This window comes from Streptomyces sp. SGAir0957 (assembly GCF_043523415.1).
This window is the reverse complement of sequence record NZ_CP027293.1, coordinates 2708777-2732321: the sequence shown is the minus strand read 5'-3', so window position 1 is coordinate 2732321 and position 23545 is coordinate 2708777. Positions and strand designations below refer to the sequence as shown.

Below are 23545 nucleotides of genomic sequence, written 5' to 3'. Positions count from 1 at the left end.
GGAGCAGCATACAACGACTGCTTCGGTACAACGAAACTACCATGGCTGCCCGGACCGCTGCCCCGACGTCCTGACCGGGGCCCTTACCCGGCGGCCACTCGCCGGGGTCTACTCTGCGAGGCCAGTCCAGCCGCTCGAGGAGGCGCAGGTGCCGCAGGTGCCCCAGGTGCTCGACGCAAGTGCTGTGCGCTCCTGGTGCTCACTGGCTCTCGAGGCGCTCGGCCGCGACCGTGCGGAGATCGACGCGATCAACGTGTACCCCGTGGCGGACGGCGACACGGGCACCAACCTGTACCTGACCGTCGAGTCCGCGCAGCAGGCCGTCGAGGCGGTCTTCGCGGGGCTCCAGGCCGGCCGGGAGCCCGCCGCGCCCTCCCTTGCCGAGGTGATGCGCGCGATGGCGCACGGCGCCCTCATCGGCGCCCGGGGCAACTCGGGGACGATCCTCGCGCAACTGCTGCGCGGCATGGCGCAGGTCCTCGCCGACGGCGGCAGCCGTGACACGGATCACTCCGGTCGCTCCGACCATTCTGTGGTGGACGCGGGAGCTTTGCGGCTCGCCCTGGGCCGGGCCGCGGCGTCCGCGCGCGAGGCGGTCGCCCACCCCGTGGAAGGCACGGTCCTGACCGTCGCGACGGCGGCCGCGGAAGCCGCCTCCGGCGTCGACGGCGACTGCGCGGCCGTGGTCCATGCCGCCTACGAGGGCGCCTGCGCGGCGCTCGACGCGACACCGGGCCAGCTCGCGGTGTTGGGCCGGGCCGGGGTGGTGGACGCGGGCGGACGCGGTCTCGTCGCCGTGCTCGGGGCGCTGCGCGAGGCGGTCTCCGGACAGGCGACGCCGGTACGCGCGCGCTTCGACGGCCACCACGCGCGCGTGGACGCCGTTGACCCTCCGCCGGACGACGATGCCCTTGAGTGCGCGGACGCGCCCGACGGCGCCGGCCCCGCTTTCGAGGTCATCTACCTCCTCGAAGCCGACGACTCGGCCGTGACCCGGCTACGGAACCGGCTCGACGCCCTCGGCGACTCCTTGGTCGTGGTCGGCGGCGACGGCCTGTGGAACGTCCACGTGCACGTCGACGACGCGGGCGCGGCCGTGGAGGCCGGCGTCGAGGCCGGCCGGCCGTACCGCATCCGCATCACCCACTTCGGCCTCGGGGACGCGCACGCGGCCCGTTCCTCGGCGCCGCCGCGCGAGCGGGCGCAGCGCGCCGTGGTGGCGGTCGTGCCGGGTGACGGGCTCGCCGGGCTGTACGCGGAGGCGGGCGCGACGACCGTGCCCGACCGGCCCGGCGAACCGCCCGCCAGCGGAGAGCTGGTCGAGGCGATCCGGCGCGCCCACGCGCGCGAGGTGGTGCTCCTGCCGAACGACGCGGACCTGCGCCACACCGCCGCCGCGGCGGCCGAACAGGCCCGGTCCGAGGGCGTACGGGTCGCGCTCATCCCGACCCGGTCCGCCGTGCAGGGCATCGCCGCGCTCGCCGTGCACGAGCCCGACCGCAGCTTCGACGAGGACGTCGTCGCGATGACGTCGGCCGCCGGAGCGACCCGGTACGCCGAACTGGCCGTCGCCGAGCGGCAGTCCTGGACCATGGCCGGGATCTGCCAGGCCGGTGACGTCCTCGGCCTCATCGACGGCGACGTAGCCGTCATCGGCGCCGAGGTCCCGGCGACCGCCCGCACCATCCTCGACCGCATGCTCGCGGCAGGCGGCGAACTCGTCACGCTCGTCCTGGGCGACGAAGTCCCCGACGAGGTCGCGGACCGCCTTGAGCAGCACGTCCGTGAGACCTACCTGGCGGTGGACACGGTGGTGTACCGGGGCGGGCGGCAGTCCGCGCCGATGCTGATCGGCGTGGAGTAGCCGCGGTCCGGTCCCGCGCCGGGTGAGCGCGCGCCCCGGGCGACGGAGTCGGTCCCCCTGGAGCCGGCCCCCCTGGAGTCGGTCCCACTGGAGCCGATCTCCGCAAGGCATCGCGCCCCGCCCGCCCCACCCCTACCGTCCGAGCGCCGCCCTGGCCTCGTCCCGTTGCTCCATGTCGCCCGCCTTCTCGAACGCCATGGCGGCGCGTTCCAGATGCGTGGCGGCCTCCTCGTCGTCGTGCCGTTCCAGGAGCTCCGCGAACTGGCGGTGCGTGTGGCCGAGTTCGGAGAGCAGGGACTCGCGGTCGGCGGCGTCCGCCGAGGCGAGCGCCTCTTCCAGGGCGTGGATCGCCGCGTGCATCAGCTCTCGTTCGTCGTCCGCGGACGCGCTGTCCAGCCAGGCACGCGCGCGGAGCGACCGCACCACGGCGTGGACGTGCCCGAGGGAGCGCCACAGCTCGCCCGCGCGCGCGTAGGCACGGTCCGCCTCCTCCGGGCGGCCGGCCCGGTCGAGGGCGTCGGCCGCCAGGTTCGCCAGCATCGCGTGGTCGCGCTGCTCGGGCCAGTGCTGGGCGATCTCCGCGGCCTTGAGCCACGCCTCGGCGGACTGGCGGTGTTCGCCGAGCGCGCGGGCGCAGTCGCCGAGCCACCACCGGGCCTGCACGAGCGCCCCGTCACCGTGGTCCTCGGCGGTCAGGTCGAGCAGCGCCGACTCGAGGACCTCGGCGGCCTCCGCCACCCGCTCCTCGCGCAACAGGTGGCCGCCGAGCTGGAAGCGTGCCCAGGCGGCGAACGCGGCGTCGTCGTCCGCCTCGTCGGCCCAGTGCGCGGCCTCCAGGGCGTGCGCGGACGCCTCCCCGAACTGCTCGGTGGCGGCAAGGACCTCGGCGAGCTGGAGGTGCAGCCGTGCCGCGCCGGACGGCTCCAGGTATCCGGCGCCGTGCTCGATCGCCGCCCGCAGCGCGTGTTCGGCGGCCACCGCGTCGTCCCGCTCCCGGGCGAGCCCCGCGAGGCGCACCTGGCAGTCCACCGCCATCCAGGGGCGTCCCGCGGCCACCTGCGCGGCGGCGGACTCCTCGTACAGCGCCACCGCCGCTTCCTGGTCTCCGCGGTGCACGGCGATGTCGGCGAGCAGCGAGCGCGCCGACGCCGCCTGCGAGGCGATCCGCGGGACGACGGTGAACGGCTCGGTGGCGGCGAGCAGCTGCCGTACGCACTCCTCGGCCGCGGCGACCTCGTCGTCCCCGGAGTGGGCCGCCAGCAGGATGCGGGCGCGGCAGACGAGGACGGCGGCGGCCTGGCGGGCCGTGGTGGCGTCCGGGGCGTGCAGGGCGGCGCGCACCTGCTCGTACGGTTCCCGAATCGCGGCGACGGCTTCTTCGGCGCGTCCGGCGCGGGACAGCGCGTAGGCGCCACGCGCGCGTGCCGCCCGCGCCTCGCCGGGGTCGCCCGCCTCGTCGTACAACTCGGCGGCGTGGGCGAAGAGTCCGGCCGCGTCCTCGGCCTCCATCGCCGTGTAGTCGGCGATCTCGGCGCGGTCGTGGACGGTCAGCTCCAGGCCTTCGGACTCGGCGGCCCGCGCGGCGGTCCGCCAGGCGCGGGCCGCGTCCGGGCCGCCGTCCGTCTCCGAGATCCGCCGCGCCTCCGCGACCAGCGCCGCCGCGTCCACGACCGGCTCCGCGGCGGCCGTGACGACCGGCTTGGGCGGGGCAGCCCGTACGACCCGTACGCCAAGGGGCAGGCGGTCGAGGAGGGGCTCCTGGTTCATCCGCCGCCGGATTCGTGTGCCGACGCGGTCCGTGCCGTTGCGCGCGTCGAAGCGGGCCGCGATGGAGAGCGCCTCCACGCGCGCGTGGGCGCCGAGTCCGGCGGCTGTCCATGCGCGCCCGGCGGGCCCCGGGACGTCCTGCTCACCCATGCCGAGCGCCACAAGGCGGTCCATCAGCAGGGCGGCCACCGCGAGGAAGTCCATCAGGCCCTGCGGATTGCCGCTGTCCGTGAAGTACGCGGGCCGCTCCGCGAGCAGCTCAAGCGCGCGTGCCTCGTTGCCGGTCAGGGCGCAGAACTCCACGTGCGCCGCGAACGCGCCCCGCATGGACTCCATCGACCGTACGAGGCGGGAGCCGCGCAGATGGTTGGCGCGGGCCTCCTCGGGGCGGCCCAGGCGCAGCAGGGGGAGCAGTGAGGCGGCGAGCGTGGCGTGCGGCTCGTGGGCGCAGGTGTACTCGCCCTCCAGGACGGGCCGCCACAGTTCCAGGGCGCGCTCGTCCTGGCGCAGGTCCGCCTGGCGTTCGCCCTGGCCGTCCAGTTCGCAGGCGTGGCAGTCGGCCATCTTGTCGCGGTCGGCCGCGAGCCACGCCTCGTACGCGCGCGTGGCCCGCTCCTCGTCGCCCACGTGGTCGGCCACGTAGAACTCGCTCATGCGGACGGCGCGCTCGGAGTGGCCCGCCACCCGGTAGCGGTGCTCCATCTCGGCGAGCCATTTCTCGATGGAGGCGAGGGGTTCAGCATGCCGCCGGACATCCACTTGAAGACCCAGTGCAGCGAGTGCGTCTCGTAGGCGTCGAAGTCCTCGGGCCGCTCGTCCCACATGCGCAGCAGGCGCGCGAAGGGGACGAACATCTTGTCCTTCTCGGAGCTGTAGTTGTACATCTGCAGCTGATGGCCGAGCGCCTCGACGACACCGAGCGGGACGCCGAGCTTCTCCGCCTCGGCCAGCAGTCGTTCGGCGCGGGCGCCGCGGGCGGGCCCCTCGGGCTCGGCGGCGTTCTCCGCCATCGCGCGGCGCAGTGCGTCCAGGTCCATGGTCTCGTTCATCGGGGGGCGTCCTTTCCGGTGCCGGGGTGCGTGGCCCACTCCAGGAGGCCGATGAACGAGCGGTTCAGGAGCGCGGAGTCGGCGGGGCGCAAGGGGCGCTGTGCCATCAGGAGCGCCTGCCCGTACAGCGCCTCTGCGGCCGTGCCGATCAGCTCGGGGTCGGAGAGCGCGCTCACCCGTCGGATCAGCGGGTTGAGGTGGTTGAGGACCAGCCGCGCGCGCGGGGCGCCGCCGCGCAGCGAGCCGAGGATGCCGGCCCACAGGTCGTCGGCCTGGGACTCGGCCTCCGCGCGCGCCTGCTCGTGCCGGGCCGCGCGGTCGTCCAGGTGCAGCGCGGGCACCGTCAGCGGGTGGAAGGCGCGCAGGGCGACGTCGCAGCCGAGCGGGTCGAGCCGGGCCCGCGCGGCGGCCAGGAACGCCGACAGGGCCAGTTCCTCGGCCGGGTCGACGGCGTCCAGGTGGGCGGTCACCGTGTCCGCGTCCAGCTCGGAGACGGCTGTGCCGGGGCGTACCGACGGCAGCGCCTCGACCAGATCGGCGTCATACGTGTAACCGCCGTTGACGACCCCGATGCCCTGCGCGGAGGCGATCGGCGCGACCTGCCGGTACTCCTCCACGGTCCGCGTGAAGTGCACGACAGGGTGGCGCTGGGCGAACTCCTCCAGGGAGAGCTGCCCGTCCGTCGTCTCGAAGGGCAGCCACGGCAGCATCGTGCGCAGCATCTCCTTGTCGTGCCGCGCCAGGGACTTGACGCCCAGGTGGTGCACGGACAGGAAGGCGGCGAGCCGCTCGGGATCACCGGCCGCGAGCGACGTCAGCCACTCCCGGATGCGCTCGCCCAGGGCCTCGCGCACGGCGGCCAGGGTCTCGTCCTCGTAGAGCGACTCGCGCGAGGCGGTGGGGCGCAGGCTGTCCGTGTCGATCACGCAGCGCACGAAGAACGCCCAGTCGGGCAGCAGTTGTTCGGCGCGGTCGGTGAGCAGCATGCCCTTGAGGTGGACCCGGTGGCCCGCGCGCTGTGCCGGGCTGACCGCCTTGGGCAGCACATGGGCGACGCCCCGGACGCCCGCCAGAGGTACCTCCAGGTCGATCGAGTCCAGCGGCGTGAACCCGAACAGCTCGTGGCAGTGGCGGGCGAGGGCCACCCGGCGGGCCGCCGGACCGGGGTACGCGCGGCTCCAGACGGACGGCAGATCCGTGACCGGGGTGTCCCCGACGCGCACGTCGTAGGGCAGCAGTGAGCCGAAGTCCCGGGCGAGGGACAGGACGCGCTCCTCGGTAAGCCACTCGGCGGCGCCCGCGCGGGCCTCCAGGTACACGGTGGTGCCCGGTTCCGGGCGGGCCGCGTCCGGGAGCGTACGGACCGTGTACGAGCCGTCGTCGCGGGCCGTCCACTCGACCGGCGGCGCCTCGGGCGTCCGCGCGCTGCGGCTGACCACCCGGATGCGCTCGGCGACGACGAAGCAGGCGAGCAGGCCGATGCCGAACTGCCCGAGGAAGTCGGCGCGGGCCGACTCCAGGCCGTCGCCGCGCTTGGAGCTGCGGCCGATCGTCGCGAGCAGGTTGTGCACGTCGGCCTCGGTGAGGCCGATGCCGGAGTCCTCGACGCGCAGCGACCCGCCCTCGGCGAACAGCCGCACGGTGGCAGGGGCGTCCGGCTGCTCGGCGCGGCGGGCCGTGATGGCGTCCACCCCGTTCTGCAGCAGCTCGCGCAGGTAGACCTTGGGGCTGGAGTAGAGGTGGTGGGAGAGCAGGTCGACGAGGCCGCGCAGGTCGACCTGGAAGGTGTGCGGTGTCTGTGAGTTCATCGTCGCTGCGCCGGTGGGGGGACGGGCGACGGCGCGGGTCGGGCGGCCCCGCGAGAGGTGACCGCGATCAAGGTCGGGAGCCCGTCACTCTACGGCCGTACAGCCCCTTGTGACCAGCGGTTTTCCGCAGTTCTCCGCGGGACAGGACGGGATTGTCGGTGGCGTGGTGTGCAATGGATCTCGTGCCCGTGCTCGAAGAACCGCTGAAGAAACTGCTCGGCCCGCCCACCGCGAAGGTGATGGCCGAGCACCTAGGCCTGCACACCGTCGGTGACCTGCTCCACCACTACCCGCGCAGATACGCGGAGCGCGGGGAGCTGACCCGCCTCGCCGATCTGCCCCTCGACGAGCACGTCACGGTCGTCGCCCAGGTCGCGACCGCCCGCGTCCTGCGGTTCAACGGGGGCAGCGGCCAGCGCCTCGAAGTCACGATCACCGACGGCAGCGGACAGCTCCAGCTCGTGTTCTTCGGCAAGGGCATCCACAAGCCGCACAAGGACCTGCTGCCGGGCACGCGCGCGATGTTCGCGGGCAAGGTCGGCGTCTTCAACCGCAAGATGCAGCTGGCGCACCCCGCCTACCAGCTGCTCACCGCGGACTCGTCGGAGGAGGCGGCCGAGACCGTCGGCTCCTGGGCCGGTGCGCTGCTCCCGATCTACCCGGCCACCGCCAAGCTGGAGTCCTGGAAGATCGCCAAGGCCGTCGACCTGGTGCTGCCGAGCGCCCAGGAGGCCGTCGACCCGCTGCCCGAGTCGCTGCGCGAGGGGCGTGACCTGGTCCCGCTGCCCGAGGCCCTGCTCAAGATCCACCGACCGCACACGAAGGCCGACATCGCGGACGCGCGGGCCCGCCTCAAGTGGGACGAGGCGTTCGTCCTCCAGGTCGCCCTCGCCAGGCGCCGCTTCGCCGACACCCAGCTGACCGCCGCCCCCCGCGTGGCGAAGCCCGACGGGCTGCTTACGGCCTTCGACGCCAAGCTGCCGTTCACCCTCACCGAAGGCCAGCAGAAGGTCTCCAAGGAGATCTTCGACGACCTGGCCACCGATCACCCCATGCACCGGCTGCTCCAGGGCGAGGTCGGCTCCGGAAAGACGATGGTCGCGCTGCGCGCCATGCTCGCCGTCGTCGACGCGGGCGGCCAGGCCGCCATGCTCGCGCCCACCGAGGTCCTCGCCCAGCAGCACCACCGCTCCATCACCGAGATGATGGGCGAGCTCGCCCAAGGGGGCATGCTCGGCGGCGCGGAGCACTCCACCAAGGTCGTGCTCCTCACCGGCTCCATGGGCACCGCCGCGCGCCGTCAGGCCCTGCTCGACCTGGTCACCGGCGAGGCCGGTCTCGTCATCGGCACGCACGCGCTGATCGAGGACAAGGTGCAGTTCCACGATCTCGGCCTGGTCGTGGTCGACGAGCAGCACCGGTTCGGCGTCGAGCAGCGGGACGCCCTGCGCTCCAAGGGCAAGCAGCCCCCGCACCTCCTGGTCATGACGGCGACGCCGATTCCGCGCACCGTCGCCATGACCGTCTTCGGCGACCTGGAGACCTCCGTCCTCGACCAGCTCCCGGCCGGCCGCTCACCGATCGCCAGCCATGTCGTGCCCGCCGCCGACAAACCGCACTTCCTCACGCGCGCGTGGGAGCGCGTACGGGAGGAGGTGGGCAAGGGGCACCAGGCGTACGTGGTCTGCCCGCGCATCGGCGACGACGAGGACGAGAAGCCCAAGAAGGGCGGCAAGAGCGCGGCCAAGAAGCAGTCCCCCGAGGACGAGGCGGAGAAGCGGCCGCCGCTCGCCGTGCTCGCCGTCGCCGAGGAGCTGGCCCGCGGCCCGCTCCAGGGCATCAAGGTCGAGGTGCTGCACGGCCGGATGCAGCCCGACGACAAGGACGCCGTGATGCGCCGCTTCGCCGCGGGGGAGACCGACGTCCTGGTGGCGACGACCGTCATCGAGGTCGGGGTGAACGTGCCGAACGCCACCGCCATGGTGATCATGGACGCCGACCGCTTCGGCGTCTCCCAGCTCCACCAGCTGCGCGGACGCGTCGGCCGTGGCTCGGCGCCCGGCCTCTGCCTCCTGGTCACCGAGATGCCCGAGGCCAGCCCCGCCCGCGCGCGCCTGGGCGCCGTCGCCTCCACGCTCGACGGCTTCGAGCTGTCCCGCATCGACCTGGAGCAGCGCCGCGAGGGCGACGTGCTCGGACAGGCCCAGTCCGGGGTGCGCTCGTCCCTGCGGATGCTCGCCGTCATCGAGGACGAGGAGATCATCGCCGAGGCGCGCGAGGAAGCGACCAGAGTGGTCACGGCCGACCCGGAGCTCGATCGCCTGCCCGCCCTGCGCACCGCCCTGGACGCGCTCCTGGACGAGGAGCGCGAGCAGTACCTCGACAAGGGATGAGCGACCAGTACCTCGACAAGGGATGGGCGAGCAGTACCTCGACGAGGGGTGAAGGGGCCTCGACAGGGGTGAAGGGGCCTCGCGAGGGCCGGGACCCCGGCTTTTGAGACACTGGTCCCACAGCTCTCACAAGCAAGGACAAGGACCGAGATGACCCGCGTGATCGCCGGACGCGCCGGCGGACGCCGCCTGGCCGTACCGCCGGGCAACGGCACCCGCCCCACCTCCGACCGCGCGCGCGAGGGCCTCTTCTCCACCTGGCAGGCGCTGCTCGGCACGCTCGACGGCACCCGCGTCGCCGACCTGTACGCGGGCTCGGGCGCCGTCGGCCTGGAGGCACTCTCCCGCGGCGCCGCGCACGCGCTGCTCGTCGAGGCCGACGCCCGCGCCGCCCGCACGGTCCGCGAGAACGTGCGCGCGCTCGGCCTGCCCGGAGCCGAAACCCGTACCGGAAAAGCGGAACAGGTCGTTGCGGGACCGCCCCCCGAGGACCCTTACGACCTGGTCTTTCTGGACCCCCCGTACGCCGTCTCGGACGACGATCTTCGGGAGATCCTCCTCACACTCCGCACTCAGGGCTGGCTCACGGACGACGCGCTGGTCACCGTGGAACGCAGCACCAGGGGCGGGGATTTCCGGTGGCCGGCCGGTTTCGAGGGACTGCGGTCCCGTCGCTACGGCGAGGGCACGTTTTGGTACGGTCGCGCCGCCTTGACCACCAGCCTCACGTGCGACGACGCACGATGACCGGACCGGAGAGCGAGGGACTTCCCGTGCGCCGCGCAGTCTGTCCCGGGTCGTTCGACCCCATCACCAACGGCCACCTCGACATCATCGCCCGAGCCTCCAAGCTGTACGACGTCGTGCACGTCGCGGTGATGATCAACCAGTCCAAGAAGGGCCTGTTCACGGTCGACGAGCGGATCGCCCTGATCCGCGAGGTCACCGCCGAGTTCGGCAACGTACAGGTGGAGTCCTTCCACGGCCTCCTCGTCGACTTCTGCAAGCAGCGTGACATCCCGGCCATCGTGAAGGGCCTGCGCGCGGTCAGCGACTTCGACTACGAACTGCAGATGGCGCAGATGAACAACGGTCTGTCGGGCGTCGAGACCCTTTTCGTGCCCACCAACCCGACCTACAGCTTCCTGTCCTCCTCGCTGGTCAAGGAGGTCGCGGCCTGGGGCGGCGACGTGTCGCACCTGGTCCCGCCGCGGGTGCACGAGGCCCTGACCGAACGCCTCCCCAAGAAGTGACACGCACGCGCCAGTTGGGCATACAGTCGTCCCGTCCGTCTCCAAACCCCCTGTCAGCCCAGTGACGACAGTGACAAGACGAGAGAGTGGCGAGCACACGGTGGACGTGCAGAAGAAGCTCGACGAGATCGTCGCCGCGGTCGGCAGCGCCCGGTCCATGCCCATGTCGGCCTCGTGCGTGGTCAACCGCGCCGACCTGCTCGCGATGCTCGAAGAGGTGCGCCAGGCGCTGCCCGGCTCCCTCGCGCAGGCGCAGGAGCTGATCGGCGGCCGCGAGCAGATGGTCGAGCAGGCCCGCGCCGAGGCCGACCGGATCATCGAGACCGCGCACGCCGAGCGGGGCTCACTGATCTCCGACACCGAGATCGCCCGCCGCTCGCAGAACGAGGCCGACCGCATCCTCGCCGAGGCCCGTCAGGAGGCCGAGGAGGTCCGCGCCGAGGCCGACGACTACGTCGACTCCAAGCTGGCCAACTTCGAGGTCGTCCTCACCAAGACCCTCGGCTCCGTCGGCCGCGGCCGCGAGAAGCTCCTCGGCACCGGCCCCGGCACGGACGAGCAGGGCTACGAGGACGAGGACGCCCCGGAGCGCAGCCACGACCCGGAGACGCTGCGCCGCGACGCCGACACCTACGTCGACACCAAGCTCGGCGCCTTCGAGGCCGTCCTCGCCAAGACCCTGGAGGCGGTCGGCAAGGGCCGCCAGAAGCTGCACGGCCGCATCGCCACCGACGACCTGGGCGCCCTGTCCGTGGACGCCGAGGGCGGCTCCCAGGCGCACACCAGCGACGCCGACTACCTGGCGGGCCTCGCGGAGATCGGCTCGGGCCCCGGTCGGGCGGCGGAGCAGGAGCCGGAGCCGATGGCCACGCCCCAGATCCCCGCGCAGCAGCCGGCCGCCGCCTACGCGCACCAGCAGCAGGACCCGTACGGGTACGAGCAGCAGCAGTACGGCCAGCAGGACCCGTACGCCGCCTATCAGCAGCACGACCCCTACGCGTACCAGCAGGGCCAGCAGCAGGACCCGTACGCCGCTTATCAGCAGCAGGACCCGTACGGATACCAGCAGCACCAGGAGCAGCACGCTCATCAGGAGCAGCACTCTCATCAAGGGCAGCAGGACCAGCACGGGCACCAGGGGCACCAGCACGACCAGGGCGGGGCGCTCGACGAGACGAGTCTCTTCGACACGAGCATGATCAGCCTGGAGCAGATGCGCCAGTACGAGCAGGGCCGCTGACGCCCACGCCGACGGGGGCGCCGCAGGGTGGCCGGGAGCGGATTGGGCCGAGAGCGAAAGGTCCAGTACCCTGGTTCTTCGGTCGCGCGTACACGTGTGATCCGAGCTGCCCGGAAATCTCGCGGCAGTGACCCCCCAGAGCTTTGAAGATCGAAAGCAGGAACAGCCCTGAGTACTCGCCTCGACCACCGCAACCCACTTGTGTTCGACACGCACGAGCTGGGTCGGCGTCCTGGTGCCATGCAGCGGCTGACCCGCACGATCGACGCCCCCCGGGACCTCGGTGTCGAGGGCGTCATCGGAGTGCCGGAAGGCGCCCCGGTGGAGCTCGAACTCCGCCTTGAGTCGGTCATGGAAGGGGTGCTTGTCACAGGCACCGCCCGTGCACTGGCGAAGGGGGAGTGCGTAAGGTGTCTGGAGCCGGTCGGCCTCGAGGTCGACACGGACTTCCAGGAGATGTTCTCGTACCCTGACGCCGATGACCGGGGCCGTGTGAAAGCGGAACCGGGCGACGACGCCGAGGACGACGAGGACAGGCTCTTTCTCGAGGACGGCTTGTTCGACCTCGAATCCGTGCTGCGTGATGCGGTGGTGCTCGCACTGCCGATGCAGCCGGTGTGCCAGGAAGACTGCGAGGGTCTGTGCTCCGAGTGCGGAGTGCGGCTGTCGGACGAACCCGGACATCATCACGACGCCGTCGACATCCGTTGGGCGGCTTTGCAGGGACTCGCTGAATCCATCCAGGACGGCGAGAAGGACGAGATGAGCGGCGCCGAAGCGGAAGCGGGCGTCGACGAGAAGCAGGAGAAGTAGCCGTGGCTGTTCCGAAGCGGAAGATGTCGCGCAGCAACACGCGCCACCGCCGGTCGCAGTGGAAGGCTGCGGTCCCCACCCTGGTTTCGTGTGAGCGTTGCCAGGAGCCCAAGCTGCAGCACATCGCGTGCCCCGCTTGCGGCACCTACAACAAGCGCCAGGTCCTCGAGGTCTGAGCGGCTGGTGAGAGGCACAGTGGCTAGCCAAAAACCGGCGGATGACGCCAAGAAAAAGGCCGACACCACAGCCTCGTCCCACACGCTTCTGGAAGGGCGGCTCGGGTACAAGCTCGAGTCCGCCCTTCTGGTGCGTGCCCTGACGCACCGCTCGTACGCGTACGAGAACGGCGGACTGCCCACGAACGAGCGTCTGGAGTTCCTCGGGGACTCCGTGCTCGGCCTCGTGGTCACCGACACGCTCTACCGCACCCACCCCGACCTGCCCGAGGGCCAGCTGGCCAAGTTGCGGGCCGCGGTGGTCAATTCGCGTGCACTGGCGGAGGTCAGCCGCGGGCTCGACCTGGGCTCCTTCATCCGGCTCGGCCGGGGCGAGGAAGGCACGGGCGGCCGGGACAAGGCGTCGATTCTGGCCGACACCCTCGAAGCGGTGATCGGCGCGGTCTATCTCGACCAGGGGCTGGACGCGGCCGGTGAACTCGTACACCGGTTGTTCGACCCGCTGATCGAGAAGTCCTCGAACCTGGGAGCCGGCCTGGACTGGAAGACCAGTCTCCAGGAGCTGACGGCGACCGAAGGGCTCGGCGTGCCCGAGTACCTGGTCTCCGAGACCGGCCCCGACCACGAGAAGACCTTCACTGCTGCCGCCCGCGTCGGAGGCGTCTCGTACGGCACCGGCACCGGCCGCAGCAAGAAGGAAGCGGAGCAGCAGGCCGCGGAGTCCGCCTGGCGCGCGATCCGCGCTGCCGCGGATGAGCGGGCCGAGGCGGAGGCGGCGGCTTCGGCCGCCGCCTCCTCCTCCGACTCGGCGTGACGCTGCGCTTCCTTGACCCGTTCCCATCGGCCCCGCGCCGGTGGGAACGGGCTTTTTCGGATCTGCCCCCGCGCGCGCGTAGTGACGTGTCCGCGGGTCCGTGGGGGCTGCTCGCGCAGTTCCCCGCGCCCCTGAGCGGCACTGCGCGCCCCTGCAATTCACTACAACGGTAGGAGCGTCGTGCCCGAACTGCCCGAGGTCGAGGTTGTGCGCCGGGGGCTCGCGCGGTGGGTCGCGCATCGGTCCGTCGCGGACGTCGAGGTCATGCACCCCCGCTCCGTACGCCGCCACATCGCCGGCGGCGAGGACTTCGCGCTCCGCCTGAAGGGGCAGACGATCGGGGAGCCGAGCCGCCGCGGCAAGTACCTGTGGCTGCCGCTGGAGACGGCGCACATGTCCGTCCTCGCCCACCTCGGGATGAGCGGCCAGCTCCTGGTACAGCCGCACACCGCCCCGGACGAGAAGCATCTGCGCGTCCGCGTCCGCTTCGCCGACGACCTCGGCACCGAGCTGCGCTTCGTCGACCAGCGCACTTTCGGCGGCCTCTCGCTGCACGACACCGCCGAGAACAGCGCGGACGGCCTGCCCGACGTCATCGCGCACATCGCCCGCGACCCGCTCGACCCGCTCTTCGACGACGCGGCCTTCCACACCGCCCTGCGCGCGAAGCGCACCACCATCAAGCGCGCCCTGCTCGACCAGACGCTCATCAGCGGCGTCGGCAACATCTACGCCGACGAGGCGCTCTGGCGCGCGAAGCTGCACTACGAGCGCCCCACCGCCGGCCTCACGCGCCCCCGCACGGCCGGACTCCTCGGCCACGTACGCGACGTGATGAACGCGGCGCTCGCCGTCGGCGGCACCAGCTTCGACTCCCTCTACGTGAACGTGAACGGGGAGTCGGGCTACTTCGACCGCTCCCTGGACGCGTACGGGCGTGAGGGCCTGCCCTGCAAGCGGTGCGGCACCCCGATGCGCCGGCGGCCCTGGATGAACCGGTCGAGCTACTTCTGCCCGCGCTGTCAGCGCGCCCCGCGCGCGGTGTCGTAGCGCTCCCGCGCCGCCAGGACGTCGTCCATGCGCCCCTCCACGAAGTGGATGAGGGACAGCAGGCGCTCCGCCACGTCCCGGCCCAGCGGCGTCAGCTCGTAGTCCACGCGGGGCGGATTGGTCGGCTGGGCCTCGCGGTGCACCAGGCCGTCCCGCTCCAGCGCCTGCAACGTCTGGGACAGCATCTTCTCGCTGACCCCGTCCACGCGGCGGCGCAGCTCGTTGAAGCGCAGCGAGCCCTCGTACAGCGCCCCGAGCGTGAGCCCGCCCCAGCGGCCGGTGACGTGCTCCAGGGTGCCGCGTGACGGACACGCCTTGGAGAACACGTCGAACGCGAGGTCGATGGAGTCCATAGGGCGAGAGTACTGCGGCACAGCGCGGTGTGCAGGGCAGCGCTGTGCCGCAGTTAGTGCGACATCCGGGCGGGCGCGGCTGTCAGAAGCCGAAGTCCTGGGTCCACCACGGGCCGCCCGACCCGAAGTGCACCCCCACGCCGAGGGTCTTGTAGTCGCAGTTGAGGATGTTCGCCTTGTGGCCGGGGCTGTTCATCCAGGCGTCCATCACGGCCGCCGCGTCGGCCTGGCCGCGGGCGATGTTCTCGCCGCCGAGACCGTCGACGCCGGCCTTCGCGGCACGGTCCCAGGGCGTCGCGCCGTCCGGGTCGGTGTGGTCGAAGAAGCCCCGGGCGGCCATGTCCTCGCTGAAGGCGGTCGCCAGCGCGGCCAGACCGCCGTCGGCGGTGACGGGCGAGCAGCCCACCTTGGAGCGCTCCTGGTTGACCAGGGCGAGGACCTGGGCGGCGGCCGCGTCCGCAGCCGACATGGCGGGGGCGGCGGTGGTGGGCGCCTGGGTCTTCTCGGGAGCCTTGGGCGCGGGCGTCGCGCTCTTGGTCGTCGTGGCGGCGCCGCCACCGTCACCGCCGGAGGACGTCCTGGACGGCGCGGGCTTCTTCGACGGTGTCGCGGACGGCTTGGCCGGGGCGGACTTCGAGGGCGCCGTCGAAGGGGTGGTGCGCTCGGTGGCGCGGCTCGGGGCCGACGGGGCGCGGTCGTCGACGGTGCCGTCCGTGCCGCCCTGCGCCTCCACCGTGGGGGAGACGGCGGCCTGCACCTTGTCCCCGTCGTGGTCGCCGCCGAGCTTGTAGCTGTCGCCGCCCGGTATCAGGCCGGAGGCCACCGCCACCGCGCCCATGGCGACGGCGGCCGAGACGCCGAGCAGCCCGGTGCGCACGGGGACGCCGCCGCGCTTGGCGCGCCGGTGGGACCGGCCGCGGGCCACCTGGGCCGAGCCGCCGGCCGGGGATATGGAGCCGTAGACGCCCACCAGGCTCCCGGCCTCGCGCTGCTCCGGGAAGCCGACGGTCGGGGCGTCCGCGAAGGAGGGGAAGGGGGCCTGCGGGGAGGAGCTGTAGGGCGCGTCCGGCACGTAGGGGGAGCGCGCTTCCGGAGCGGCGCCGTAGGGCTCGTCCGGGAAGCGGGGCTCCTCGGGGAAGCGGGGCTCCTCGGGGAAGTAGAGGGAGTGCGCCGGGCGGGGCGGGTACGGCGCGGAGGGGGCGGAGCGTGGGTGGGTCTCCGGAGTGTCCGCGGCGCGGCCCGTGGCGGCGCGGCCGGCGGCGGAGCGTCGGTGGCGTCCCATGTGATGGCCTTCCTCGTCCTCGCGGTCGTCAGGACGACGGTCCATGCGGCGCACCGGCCGCCGATGTGACGGTCCGGTGGCCGATGTGACGCACCGATCGTCAACGTGACGCACCGGTCGTCCATGTGACTCACCCGTACGGGTGAGGCTCGTCGGTCGGCGACGGTACCCCACGACGTACGGGGCCGAAGTGCTCTCTGTTCAATTGGCCGGTTAGCGTGCAGCCATGAACGAAGACGTACGACTCACCGCCTGGGTGCGAGGACGCGTCCAACGTGTGGGTTTCCGCTGGTTCACCCGTGCGAGGGCGCTGGAGATCGGCGGGCTGTGTGGTTTTGCTCTCAATCTGGAGGACGGCCGCGTGCAAGTGGTCGCCGAAGGACGGCGCGAGGCGTGTCAGCAACTCCTGGACTGGCTCCACGGCGACGACACACCCGGGCGCGTGGACGGTGTCACTGAGATCTGGGACACGCCCCGCGGCGGCTACGACGGATTCGCCATCCGCTGAAGCGTTGCCGCGAGCGAGTCCTGGTGCGGTCGGTGAAGAGGTGTCGCAGGCGGGCGCTCCGGGCAGAAAGGCCCTGGTGGTTGCCAACGCGGAGGACTCGTGGCAGGCTCCGGAGCAACGGATGATCACACGCCCCCAGGGCCCCGGAAGACAGGCCGCGCCGGACGATCCACGGTGCGATGGCGCCGGGTTGCCCACCAATACGGGGCGTGATCGTGTTGACCGTCAAACTTTTTGGTGAGACTCTGGAATCCCCGCGCACCTTAGCTGTTTGGCATGTGAGAACGGCCAGTAAGACACAACAAGTGCCAAGCACCGCGGGTGCGATTCCCTCACGACCCACCACCGCTTCGGTCGGTCACTCAGTGTGGAGGACCATCCATCATGGCAAAGGCGCTTCTCGGTTACGTCGGCGGCAGCGACCCGCGACTCCTCGCCGAGATGCGACGGCTTCAGCAGCGCGTTCAGGATCTGGAATCCGAACTCGGCAGGATTCAGGCCGAGAAGGACGCGCTCGCGGCTGCCGCTTCTCGCGACGCTCTCATGGAGAGCATCGACGTACCCCAGGCGGAGCCGGCGCTCACCTGATCACGCCCAGAGTCGTGCGTGAGCGGGCTGCTCGTACAACCGCTTGACAGAGATACGCAAGGGACGCTTCGGCGTCCCTTCTTTCTTTTCCGTCCCGCTCTTCCCGGCCGCCCCCGCGCCCCGAAGCCCTTTTCTTAACGTCTGATGTGCCCTGCACCTTCACAGGCGAAACCGTGGGTTCATGGAGTGAGACAGGGGCGCCGGGTAGAGTCCGACGGCGTGCACCTCAAGGCCCTGACCCTGCGCGGGTTCAAATCGTTCGCCTCGGCCACCACCTTGCGGTTCGAGCCGGGCATCACCTGCGTCGTGGGCCCCAACGGTTCGGGCAAGTCCAATGTCGTGGACGCCCTGAGCTGGGTCATGGGTGAGCAGGGCGCCAAGTCCTTGCGCGGCGGCAAGATGGAGGACGTCATCTTCGCCGGCACCACCGGGCGCCCGCCGCTCGGCCGCGCCGAGGTGTCCCTCACCATCGACAACTCCGACGGCGCGCTGCCCATCGAGTACGCCGAGGTCACCATCACGCGGATCATGTTCCGCAACGGCGGCAGCGAGTACCAGATCAACGGGGACACCTGCCGCCTCCTCGACATCCAGGACCTCCTCTCCGACTCCGGCATCGGCCGCGAGATGCATGTCATCGTCGGCCAGGGCCAGCTCGACGGCGTTCTGCACGCCGACCCCATGGGGCGCCGCGCCTTCATCGAGGAGGCCGCGGGCGTCCTCAAGCACCGCAAGCGCAAGGAGAAGGCGCTGCGGAAGCTGGACGCGATGCAGGCCAACCTCGCGCGCGTGCAGGACCTGACCGACGAACTGCGGCGCCAGCTGAAGCCGCTCGGCAGGCAGGCCGCCGTGGCGCGCCGGGCTGCCGTCATCCAGGCCGACCTGCGCGACGCCCGCCTGCGACTGCTCGCCGACGACCTCGTACGGATGCGGGAGGCGCTCAGCGCCGAGGTCGCCGACGAGGCGGAACTGAAGCAGCGCAAGGAGACGGCCGAGGGAGAGCTGAAGAAGGCGGCGCTGCGCGAGGGCCACCTGGAGGACCAGGTGCGGCAGCTGACGCCCCGGCTCCAGCGGGCGCAGCAGAGCTGGTACGAGCTGTCGCAGCTGGCCGAGCGGGTGCGCGGCACGATCTCGCTGGCCGACGCGCGCGTACGCAGCGCCGCCGCCGCACCGGCCGAGGAGCGGCGCGGCCGTGACCCCGAGGATTTGGAGCGCGAGGCCGCCCGGGTGCGGGAGCAGGAGGCCGAGCTGTCGGCGGCGCTCGAAGCGGCGCAGGTCGCGCTCGACGAGACCGTCGCCCACCGCGCGGATCTCGAACGGGAGCTTGCCGTCGAGGAGCGCCGCCTCAAGGACGTCGCCCGCGCCATCGCCGACCGGCGCGAGGGCCTCGCCCGGCTCCAGGGACAGGCCAACGCCGCCCGGTCGCGGGCCGCTTCCGCGCAGGCCGAGATCGACCGGCTCGCCGCCGCCCGGGACGGGGCGCGGCAGCGGGCCGACGCCGCGCAGCAGGAGTACGAGCAGCTCAGGGCCGAGGTCGACGGGCTCGACGCCGGGGACGAGGAACTCGTCGCGCAGCTGGAGGAGGCCAAGTCGGCGCTGTCGGAGGCCGAGTCCGCGCTGTCCGCCGCGCGCGAGGCGGCCACGTCGGCGGAGCGCAAGCGGGCCGCCGTCGCCGCACGCCGTGAGGCGCTCGCGCTCGGCCTGCGCCGCAAGGACGGCTCGGGCGCGCTGCTGGGTGCGCGGGAGCAGCTGACCGGCGTCCTCGGCCCCGCCGCCGAGCTGCTGACGGTGGCGCCGGGGCACGAGGTCGCGGTGGCGGCGGCGTTCGGCGCGGCCGCCGACGCGATCGCCGTGGCCACCCCCGCCTCGGCGGCGGAAGCGATTCGCCTGCTGCGCAAGCAGGACGCGGGACGGGCGGCGCTGCTCCTCGCGGACGGCCCGGACGCGCGGGACACGTCCGCGGGAGGCCCGGCGTTCGCCGCCGCCGATCTCGTGCGCGGCCCTGACGTGCGGGAAGCGTCCGTCGGGGGCCCGCCCCTCGCCGCCGATCTGGTCCGGGGTCCCGCCGAGCTGATGGCCGCCGTACGGCATCTGCTGCGCGGCATCGTCGTCGTCGGGACGCTGGAGGACGCCGAGGACCTGGTGTACGCGCGGCCCGAGCTGACCGCGGTGACCGCCGAGGGCGATCTGCTCGGCGCGCACTACGCGCAGGGCGGGTCCGCCGGGGCGCCGAGCCTCCTGGAGGTGCAGGCGTCGGTGGACGAGGCCGCCGCCGACCTCGATGAGCTGGCCGCGCGGTGCGAGGAGCTGGCCGAGGCGCAGCACGCGGCGACCGAGCGGCGCGGCGAGTGCGCCGCCCGTGTGGAGGACCTTGGACAGCGGCAGCGCGCCGTAGAGCGGGAACGTTCCGGCAGGGCCCAGCAGCTCGGGCGGCTGGCCGGGCAGGCGCGCGGCGCCGCGGGGGAGGCCGAGCGCGCCGCAGCGGCGGCGGCCAAGGCCCAGGAAGCCCTCGAACAGGCCGCCATGGACGCGGAGGAGCTGGCCGAGCGGCTCGCGGTGGCGGAGGAACAAGCCTCTTTCGGAGAGGGAGGGGACGAGGAACCGGACACCTCCGTCCGCGACCGGCTCTCCGCCGACGGGGCCAACGCCCGCCAGACCGAGATGGAGGCCCGCCTCCAGGTCCGTACGCACGAGGAGCGGGTCAAGGGGCTCGCCGGGCGGGCCGACTCGCTCGACCGGGCCGCCCGCGCGGAACGCGAGGCACGCGCGCGTGCCGAGCAGCGCCGTGCCCGGATGAAGTACGAGGCCGCGGTCGCCGAGGCCGTGGCGTCCGGGGCCCGGCAGCTGCTCGCGCACGTCGAGGTGTCCGTCGCCCGCGCCGACGAGGAGCGCACTCTGGCCGAGCGGGCCAAGGCGGAGCGGGAGCGGGAGCTGGTCGCCGAGCGGACCCGTGGCCGTGACCTCAAGGCGGAGCTCGACAAACTCACTGATTCAGTTCACCGGGGCGAGGTACTAGGAGCGGAGAAGCGGCTGCGCATCGAGCAGCTGGAGACGAAGGCGCTGGAGGAGTTGGGTGTCGAACCGGCCGGGCTCGTCGCGGACTACGGTCCGGCGAAGCTCGTGCCGCCCTCGCTCCCCGCCGAGGGCGAGGAACTGCCGGAGGACCCGGAGCATCCGCGCAACAAGCCGCGGCCCTTCGTCCGTTCGGAGCAGGAGAAGCGGCTCAAGTCCGCCGAGCGCGCCTACCAGCAGCTCGGGAAGGTCAATCCGCTGGCACTGGAGGAGTTCGCGGCGCTCGAGGAGCGTCACCAGTTCCTCAGTGAGCAGCTGGAGGATCTGAAGAAGACCAGGGCCGACCTCCTTCAGGTGGTGAAGGAGGTCGACGAACGCGTCGAGCAGGTCTTCACCGAGGCCTACCGTGACACCGCGCGTGAGTTCGAGGGCGTCTTCAGCCGCTTGTTCCCGGGTGGTGAGGGGCGGCTCATCCTGACCGATCCCGACAACATGCTCACGACGGGCGTGGACGTCGAGGCCCGCCCGCCGGGCAAGAAGGTCAAGCGGCTGAGCCTGCTCTCGGGTGGTGAGCGATCGCTGACCGCCGTGGCCCTGCTGGTCTCCATCTTCAAGGCGCGCCCCAGCCCGTTCTACGTGATGGACGAGGTCGAGGCCGCGCTCGACGACACCAATCTGCAGCGCCTCATCCGCATCATGCAGGAGTTGCAGGAGGCGTCCCAGCTCATCGTGATCACGCACCAGAAGCGCACGATGGAGGTGGCCGACGCGCTGTACGGGGTCTCCATGCAGGGCGACGGGGTGTCGAAGGTGATCAGCCAGCGGCTGCGCTAGCCGCAGCGCCCTCGCGAGACGCCGGCAGCTCCCACGTTCCTCAGGCAGTCTTCAAGTCTTGAACTCAACTGCCACTTCCATGCCTAATAACTCACACCAGTCTCACTATTGACTTCGAAACTTGAAGGCATAGTCTCTGCAACGTTGCTTTTACCTTCAGGTGGTGAGCCGCGTGCAGTTGTGCGCCACTGGAAGGGCTCGCCCCCACCCCCGGCAGCGACGCCGGTGGCCCGAGGAGTACACGTGACCAGCACTGAGGCACCTTCGTCAGGAGCCAGAAACGCCCAGCCCGATCACCTCGGGCACGTCATCTTCATCACGGCCGCGGCCGCGATGGGTGGCTTCCTGTTCGGCTACGACAGCTCCGTGATCAACGGTGCGACCGTCGCCATCCAGCACCGGTTCGACGTCAGCGCCGACACCCTGGGCTGGATCATCGCGTCCGCGCTGCTCGGCTGTGCCGTCGGTGCCGCCATCGCCGGACGCATCGCCGACCGCATCGGCCGCATCCGCTGCATGCAGATCGCCGCCTTCCTCTTCGCGATCAGCGCCATCGGCTCGTCGCTGCCCTTCGCGGCCTGGGACCTCACCATGTGGCGCGTCATCGGCGGCCTCGGCATCGGCATGGCGTCGGTGATCGGCCCGGCCTACATCGCCGAGGTGGCCCCGCCCGCGTACCGAGGCCGGCTCGCCTCGTTCCAGCAGGCCGCCATCGTCATCGGCATCGCCGTCTCCCAGCTCGTCAACTGGGGCATCCTGAACATGGCCGACGGCGACCAGCGCGGCAAGCTGGGCGGCCTGGAGGCCTGGCAGTGGATGCTCGGCGTCATGGTCATCCCGGCCCTGCTCTACGGTCTGCTCTCCTTCGCGATCCCCGAGTCGCCGCGCTTCCTGATCTCCGCGGGCCGTCGCGACCAGGCCAAGAAGGTGCTCGCCGAGGTGGAGGGCGACGGTATCGACGCCGACGCCCGGGTCGCCGAGATCGAGCACGGCATCCGCAGCGAGCACAAGTCGTCCTTCAAGGACCTGCTCGGCGGCAAGTTCGGCTTCCTGCCGATCGTCTGGATCGGCATCTTCCTGTCGATCTTCCAGCAGCTCGTCGGCATCAACGTGATCTTCTACTACTCGAACCAGCTGTGGCAGTCCATCGGCAAGGACCCCTCCAGCTCGTTCCTGTACTCGTTCGAGACGTCGATCGTGAACATCATCGGTACGGTCATCGCGATGGTCTTCGTCGACCGCATCGGCCGCAAGCCGCTCGCGATCATCGGCTCCACCGGTATGGCCGCCGCCCTGTTCACCGCCGCCTGGGCCTTCTCGTACCGCACCGGCTCCGGTGACAACGTCTCGCTGCCGAACGCGCAGGGTCTGACCGCGATCATCGCCGCCAACGCCTTCGTCCTCTTCTTCGCCCTCTCCTGGGGCGTCGTGGTCTGGGTGCTGCTCGGCGAGATCTTCCCCAACCGGATCCGCGCGGCCGCGCTCGGTGTGGCGGCCTCGGCCCAGTGGCTGGCCAACTTCGCCATCACCAAGACCTTCCCGAGCATGTCGGAGTGGAGCCTGAGCGGCTCGTACATCATCTACGGCGCCTTCGCCGCGATCTCCATCCCGTTCGTCATGAAGTTCGTGAAGGAGACCAAGGGCAAGTCCCTGGAGGAGATGGGCTGACCCGCCCCCTCCCCGCCCGACCCGGGGAGGTGGGTCAAGTCCCCGCTGCCACCTCCCCGTTCACGGCACTGCCCCGGCTCGCCGGCCTGCACGTCAGGTCGTGAGCCGGGGCAGTACGTTTTCGCAGAACAGGTGCAGGCTGCGCCACCCCTCGTCGAGGGGCATACCGCCCGACAGCGGGTGGAGCACGTACGTGTCGAGGCCCTGGGACAGACACTCCTCCGGGGTCAGGATCCGGTAGACGCCTTCGGCGCGCAGCTCCTCCACCGTCGTCGCCCCCGACTTCACGGCCGAGCGGATGTCCGTGGACTGCCAGGACGCATAGGTCCGTGCCTCGTGCAGGAAGTGCGCGCCGTGCTCGGCCCAGGTGCGGTCCGGGTCCTCCGACAGGTGCAGCAGGGACGTGTCCTCGGCGGGCATCATGGTCCAGCCCTCGGTGCCGTACTCGGCGAGCCGCTCCTTGTAGTACGTGTCGAGGTCGGGCAGATGCGCGCTGGGGAAGAACGGCAGGCCGAGCCGGGCCGCCCGGCGCGCCGCCGCCCGTGAGGAGCCGCCGACCAGCAGGAGCGGATGCGGCTGGGTGTACGGGCGCGGCGTGACACGGGCCGGTCGGCCGCGGAAGGTGAACTCCTCGCCGGTCCAGGCCTTCAGCAGGGTGTCGAGCAGCTCGTCCTGGAGCGCGCCGCGCCGCGTCCACTCCACGTCGAACTGCGCGTACTCCTGCGGCCGGTACCCGATCCCCGCCACGGTCACGAGCCGCCCGCCGCTCAGCAGGTCCAGTACGGCGATGTCCTCGGCGAGCCGCAGGGGATCGTGCAGCGGGCCGATGATCGCGGAGACGGTGACCGCGATGCGGCGGGTGGCGCCGAGGACGGCGCCCGCGAAGGTGAACGGGGAGGGCAGCCAGTTGTTGGCGGCGCCGTGGTGCTCCTCGGTCTGTACCGTGTCGACGCCCCGGTCGTCGGCGTACGCGGCCATCTCGACCGCCGCCTTGTAGCGGGCGCCCAGCGACTCGGGGGTGGCGTCGGGCTCGACCAGGTTGAACCGTACGACGGATACGGGCATGAAGAAGT

At 71.9% G+C, this 23545-nt stretch carries 17 protein-coding genes and 1 pseudogene; 13 read left to right on the top strand and 5 right to left on the bottom strand.

Annotated elements, in window-relative coordinates; genetic code table 11:
* Positions 1-148 precede the first annotated feature (148 nt).
* Positions 149-1864, top strand: coding sequence for a DAK2 domain-containing protein (locus tag C1N81_RS17080; RefSeq protein WP_394430020.1), 1716 nt, complete (start codon positions 149-151; stop codon positions 1862-1864).
* On the opposite strand, the pseudogene C1N81_RS17075 reads toward C1N81_RS17080, so the two are convergent.
* Both C1N81_RS17075 and C1N81_RS17070 read right to left on the bottom strand, forming a co-directional pair.
* A pseudogene (locus C1N81_RS17075) lies at positions 1792-4680 on the bottom strand (tetratricopeptide repeat protein). The gene C1N81_RS17080 and the pseudogene C1N81_RS17075 overlap by 73 nt on opposite strands.
* On the bottom strand, positions 4677-6488 hold the full coding sequence (locus C1N81_RS17070; protein ID WP_394430018.1) for an HSP90 family protein: 1812 nt from the start codon (positions 6486-6488) through the stop codon (positions 4677-4679). Before C1N81_RS17070 ends, C1N81_RS17075 begins: the two are co-directional and overlap by 4 nt.
* 173 nt (positions 6489-6661) lie before the next feature.
* Here C1N81_RS17070 and recG point away from each other — a divergent pair, with 173 nt between their 5' ends.
* The 8 genes from recG to mutM all read left to right on the top strand — a co-directional run bounded on the left by recG (position 6662) and on the right by mutM (position 14227).
* A complete protein-coding gene (gene recG, locus C1N81_RS17065) occupies positions 6662-8881 on the top strand; it encodes an ATP-dependent DNA helicase RecG (RefSeq protein ID WP_394430016.1) in 2220 nt (739 codons plus the stop codon).
* 150 nt (positions 8882-9031) lie between these two features.
* Positions 9032-9628 (top strand): 16S rRNA (guanine(966)-N(2))-methyltransferase RsmD, encoded by a 597-nt coding sequence (gene rsmD, locus C1N81_RS17060; protein WP_394430014.1) that lies wholly within the window; start codon positions 9032-9034, stop codon positions 9626-9628.
* A gap of 26 nt (positions 9629-9654) precedes the next feature.
* A complete protein-coding gene (gene coaD / locus C1N81_RS17055; protein WP_394430012.1) occupies positions 9655-10134 on the top strand; it encodes a pantetheine-phosphate adenylyltransferase in 480 nt (159 codons plus the stop codon).
* Positions 10135-10234: 100 nt separating this feature from the next.
* Positions 10235-11374: an ATP synthase F0 subunit B gene (locus C1N81_RS17050; RefSeq protein ID WP_394438000.1), complete on the top strand. Its 1140-nt coding sequence runs from the start codon at positions 10235-10237 to the stop codon at positions 11372-11374.
* A gap of 168 nt (positions 11375-11542) precedes the next feature.
* Positions 11543-12187, top strand: a complete 645-nt coding sequence (locus C1N81_RS17045; protein WP_394437998.1) for a YceD family protein — start codon at positions 11543-11545, stop codon at positions 12185-12187.
* A 2-nt stretch (positions 12188-12189) separates the two neighbouring features.
* The gene (gene rpmF, locus C1N81_RS17040) at positions 12190-12363 is read left to right on the top strand and encodes a 50S ribosomal protein L32 (RefSeq protein ID WP_030361955.1); all 174 of its coding nucleotides are present in this window, start codon (positions 12190-12192) and stop codon (positions 12361-12363) included.
* A 7-nt stretch (positions 12364-12370) separates the two neighbouring features.
* On the top strand, positions 12371-13177 hold the full coding sequence (rnc, locus tag C1N81_RS17035; protein ID WP_394430010.1) for a ribonuclease III: 807 nt from the start codon (positions 12371-12373) through the stop codon (positions 13175-13177).
* 180 nt (positions 13178-13357) lie between these two features.
* Entirely contained in the window at positions 13358-14227 is an 870-nt protein-coding gene (gene mutM, locus C1N81_RS17030; protein WP_394430008.1) for a bifunctional DNA-formamidopyrimidine glycosylase/DNA-(apurinic or apyrimidinic site) lyase, read from the top strand.
* On the opposite strand, the gene C1N81_RS17025 is transcribed toward mutM, so the two are convergent.
* Together C1N81_RS17025 and C1N81_RS17020 are read right to left on the bottom strand one after the other, a co-directional pair.
* Positions 14200-14580: a winged helix-turn-helix transcriptional regulator gene (locus C1N81_RS17025; RefSeq protein ID WP_394430006.1), complete on the bottom strand. Its 381-nt coding sequence runs from the start codon at positions 14578-14580 to the stop codon at positions 14200-14202. The two genes, mutM and C1N81_RS17025, sit on opposite strands and share 28 nt — an antisense overlap.
* Positions 14581-14662: 82 nt before the next feature.
* Positions 14663-15907, bottom strand: coding sequence for a CAP domain-containing protein (locus tag C1N81_RS17020; RefSeq protein WP_394430004.1), 1245 nt, complete (start codon positions 15905-15907; stop codon positions 14663-14665).
* A 181-nt stretch (positions 15908-16088) separates the two neighbouring features.
* Between C1N81_RS17020 and C1N81_RS17015 the strand changes: the two genes are divergently transcribed.
* The 4 genes from C1N81_RS17015 to C1N81_RS17000 all read left to right on the top strand — a co-directional run bounded on the left by C1N81_RS17015 (position 16089) and on the right by C1N81_RS17000 (position 22472).
* Positions 16089-16370: an acylphosphatase gene (locus tag C1N81_RS17015; RefSeq protein WP_394430002.1), complete on the top strand. Its 282-nt coding sequence runs from the start codon at positions 16089-16091 to the stop codon at positions 16368-16370.
* A 384-nt stretch (positions 16371-16754) separates the two neighbouring features.
* Positions 16755-16958 (top strand): hypothetical protein, encoded by a 204-nt coding sequence (locus C1N81_RS17010; RefSeq protein ID WP_394430000.1) that lies wholly within the window; start codon positions 16755-16757, stop codon positions 16956-16958.
* A gap of 219 nt (positions 16959-17177) precedes the next feature.
* A complete protein-coding gene (gene smc / locus C1N81_RS17005) occupies positions 17178-20804 on the top strand; it encodes a chromosome segregation protein SMC (protein ID WP_394429998.1) in 3627 nt (1208 codons plus the stop codon).
* A 243-nt stretch (positions 20805-21047) separates the two neighbouring features.
* Positions 21048-22472: a sugar porter family MFS transporter gene (locus C1N81_RS17000; RefSeq protein WP_394429996.1), complete on the top strand. Its 1425-nt coding sequence runs from the start codon at positions 21048-21050 to the stop codon at positions 22470-22472.
* 93 nt (positions 22473-22565) lie between these two features.
* On the opposite strand, the gene C1N81_RS16995 is transcribed toward C1N81_RS17000, so the two are convergent.
* Entirely contained in the window at positions 22566-23537 is a 972-nt protein-coding gene (locus C1N81_RS16995; protein WP_394429994.1) for an LLM class flavin-dependent oxidoreductase, read from the bottom strand.
* Positions 23538-23545: the final 8 nt, after the last annotated feature.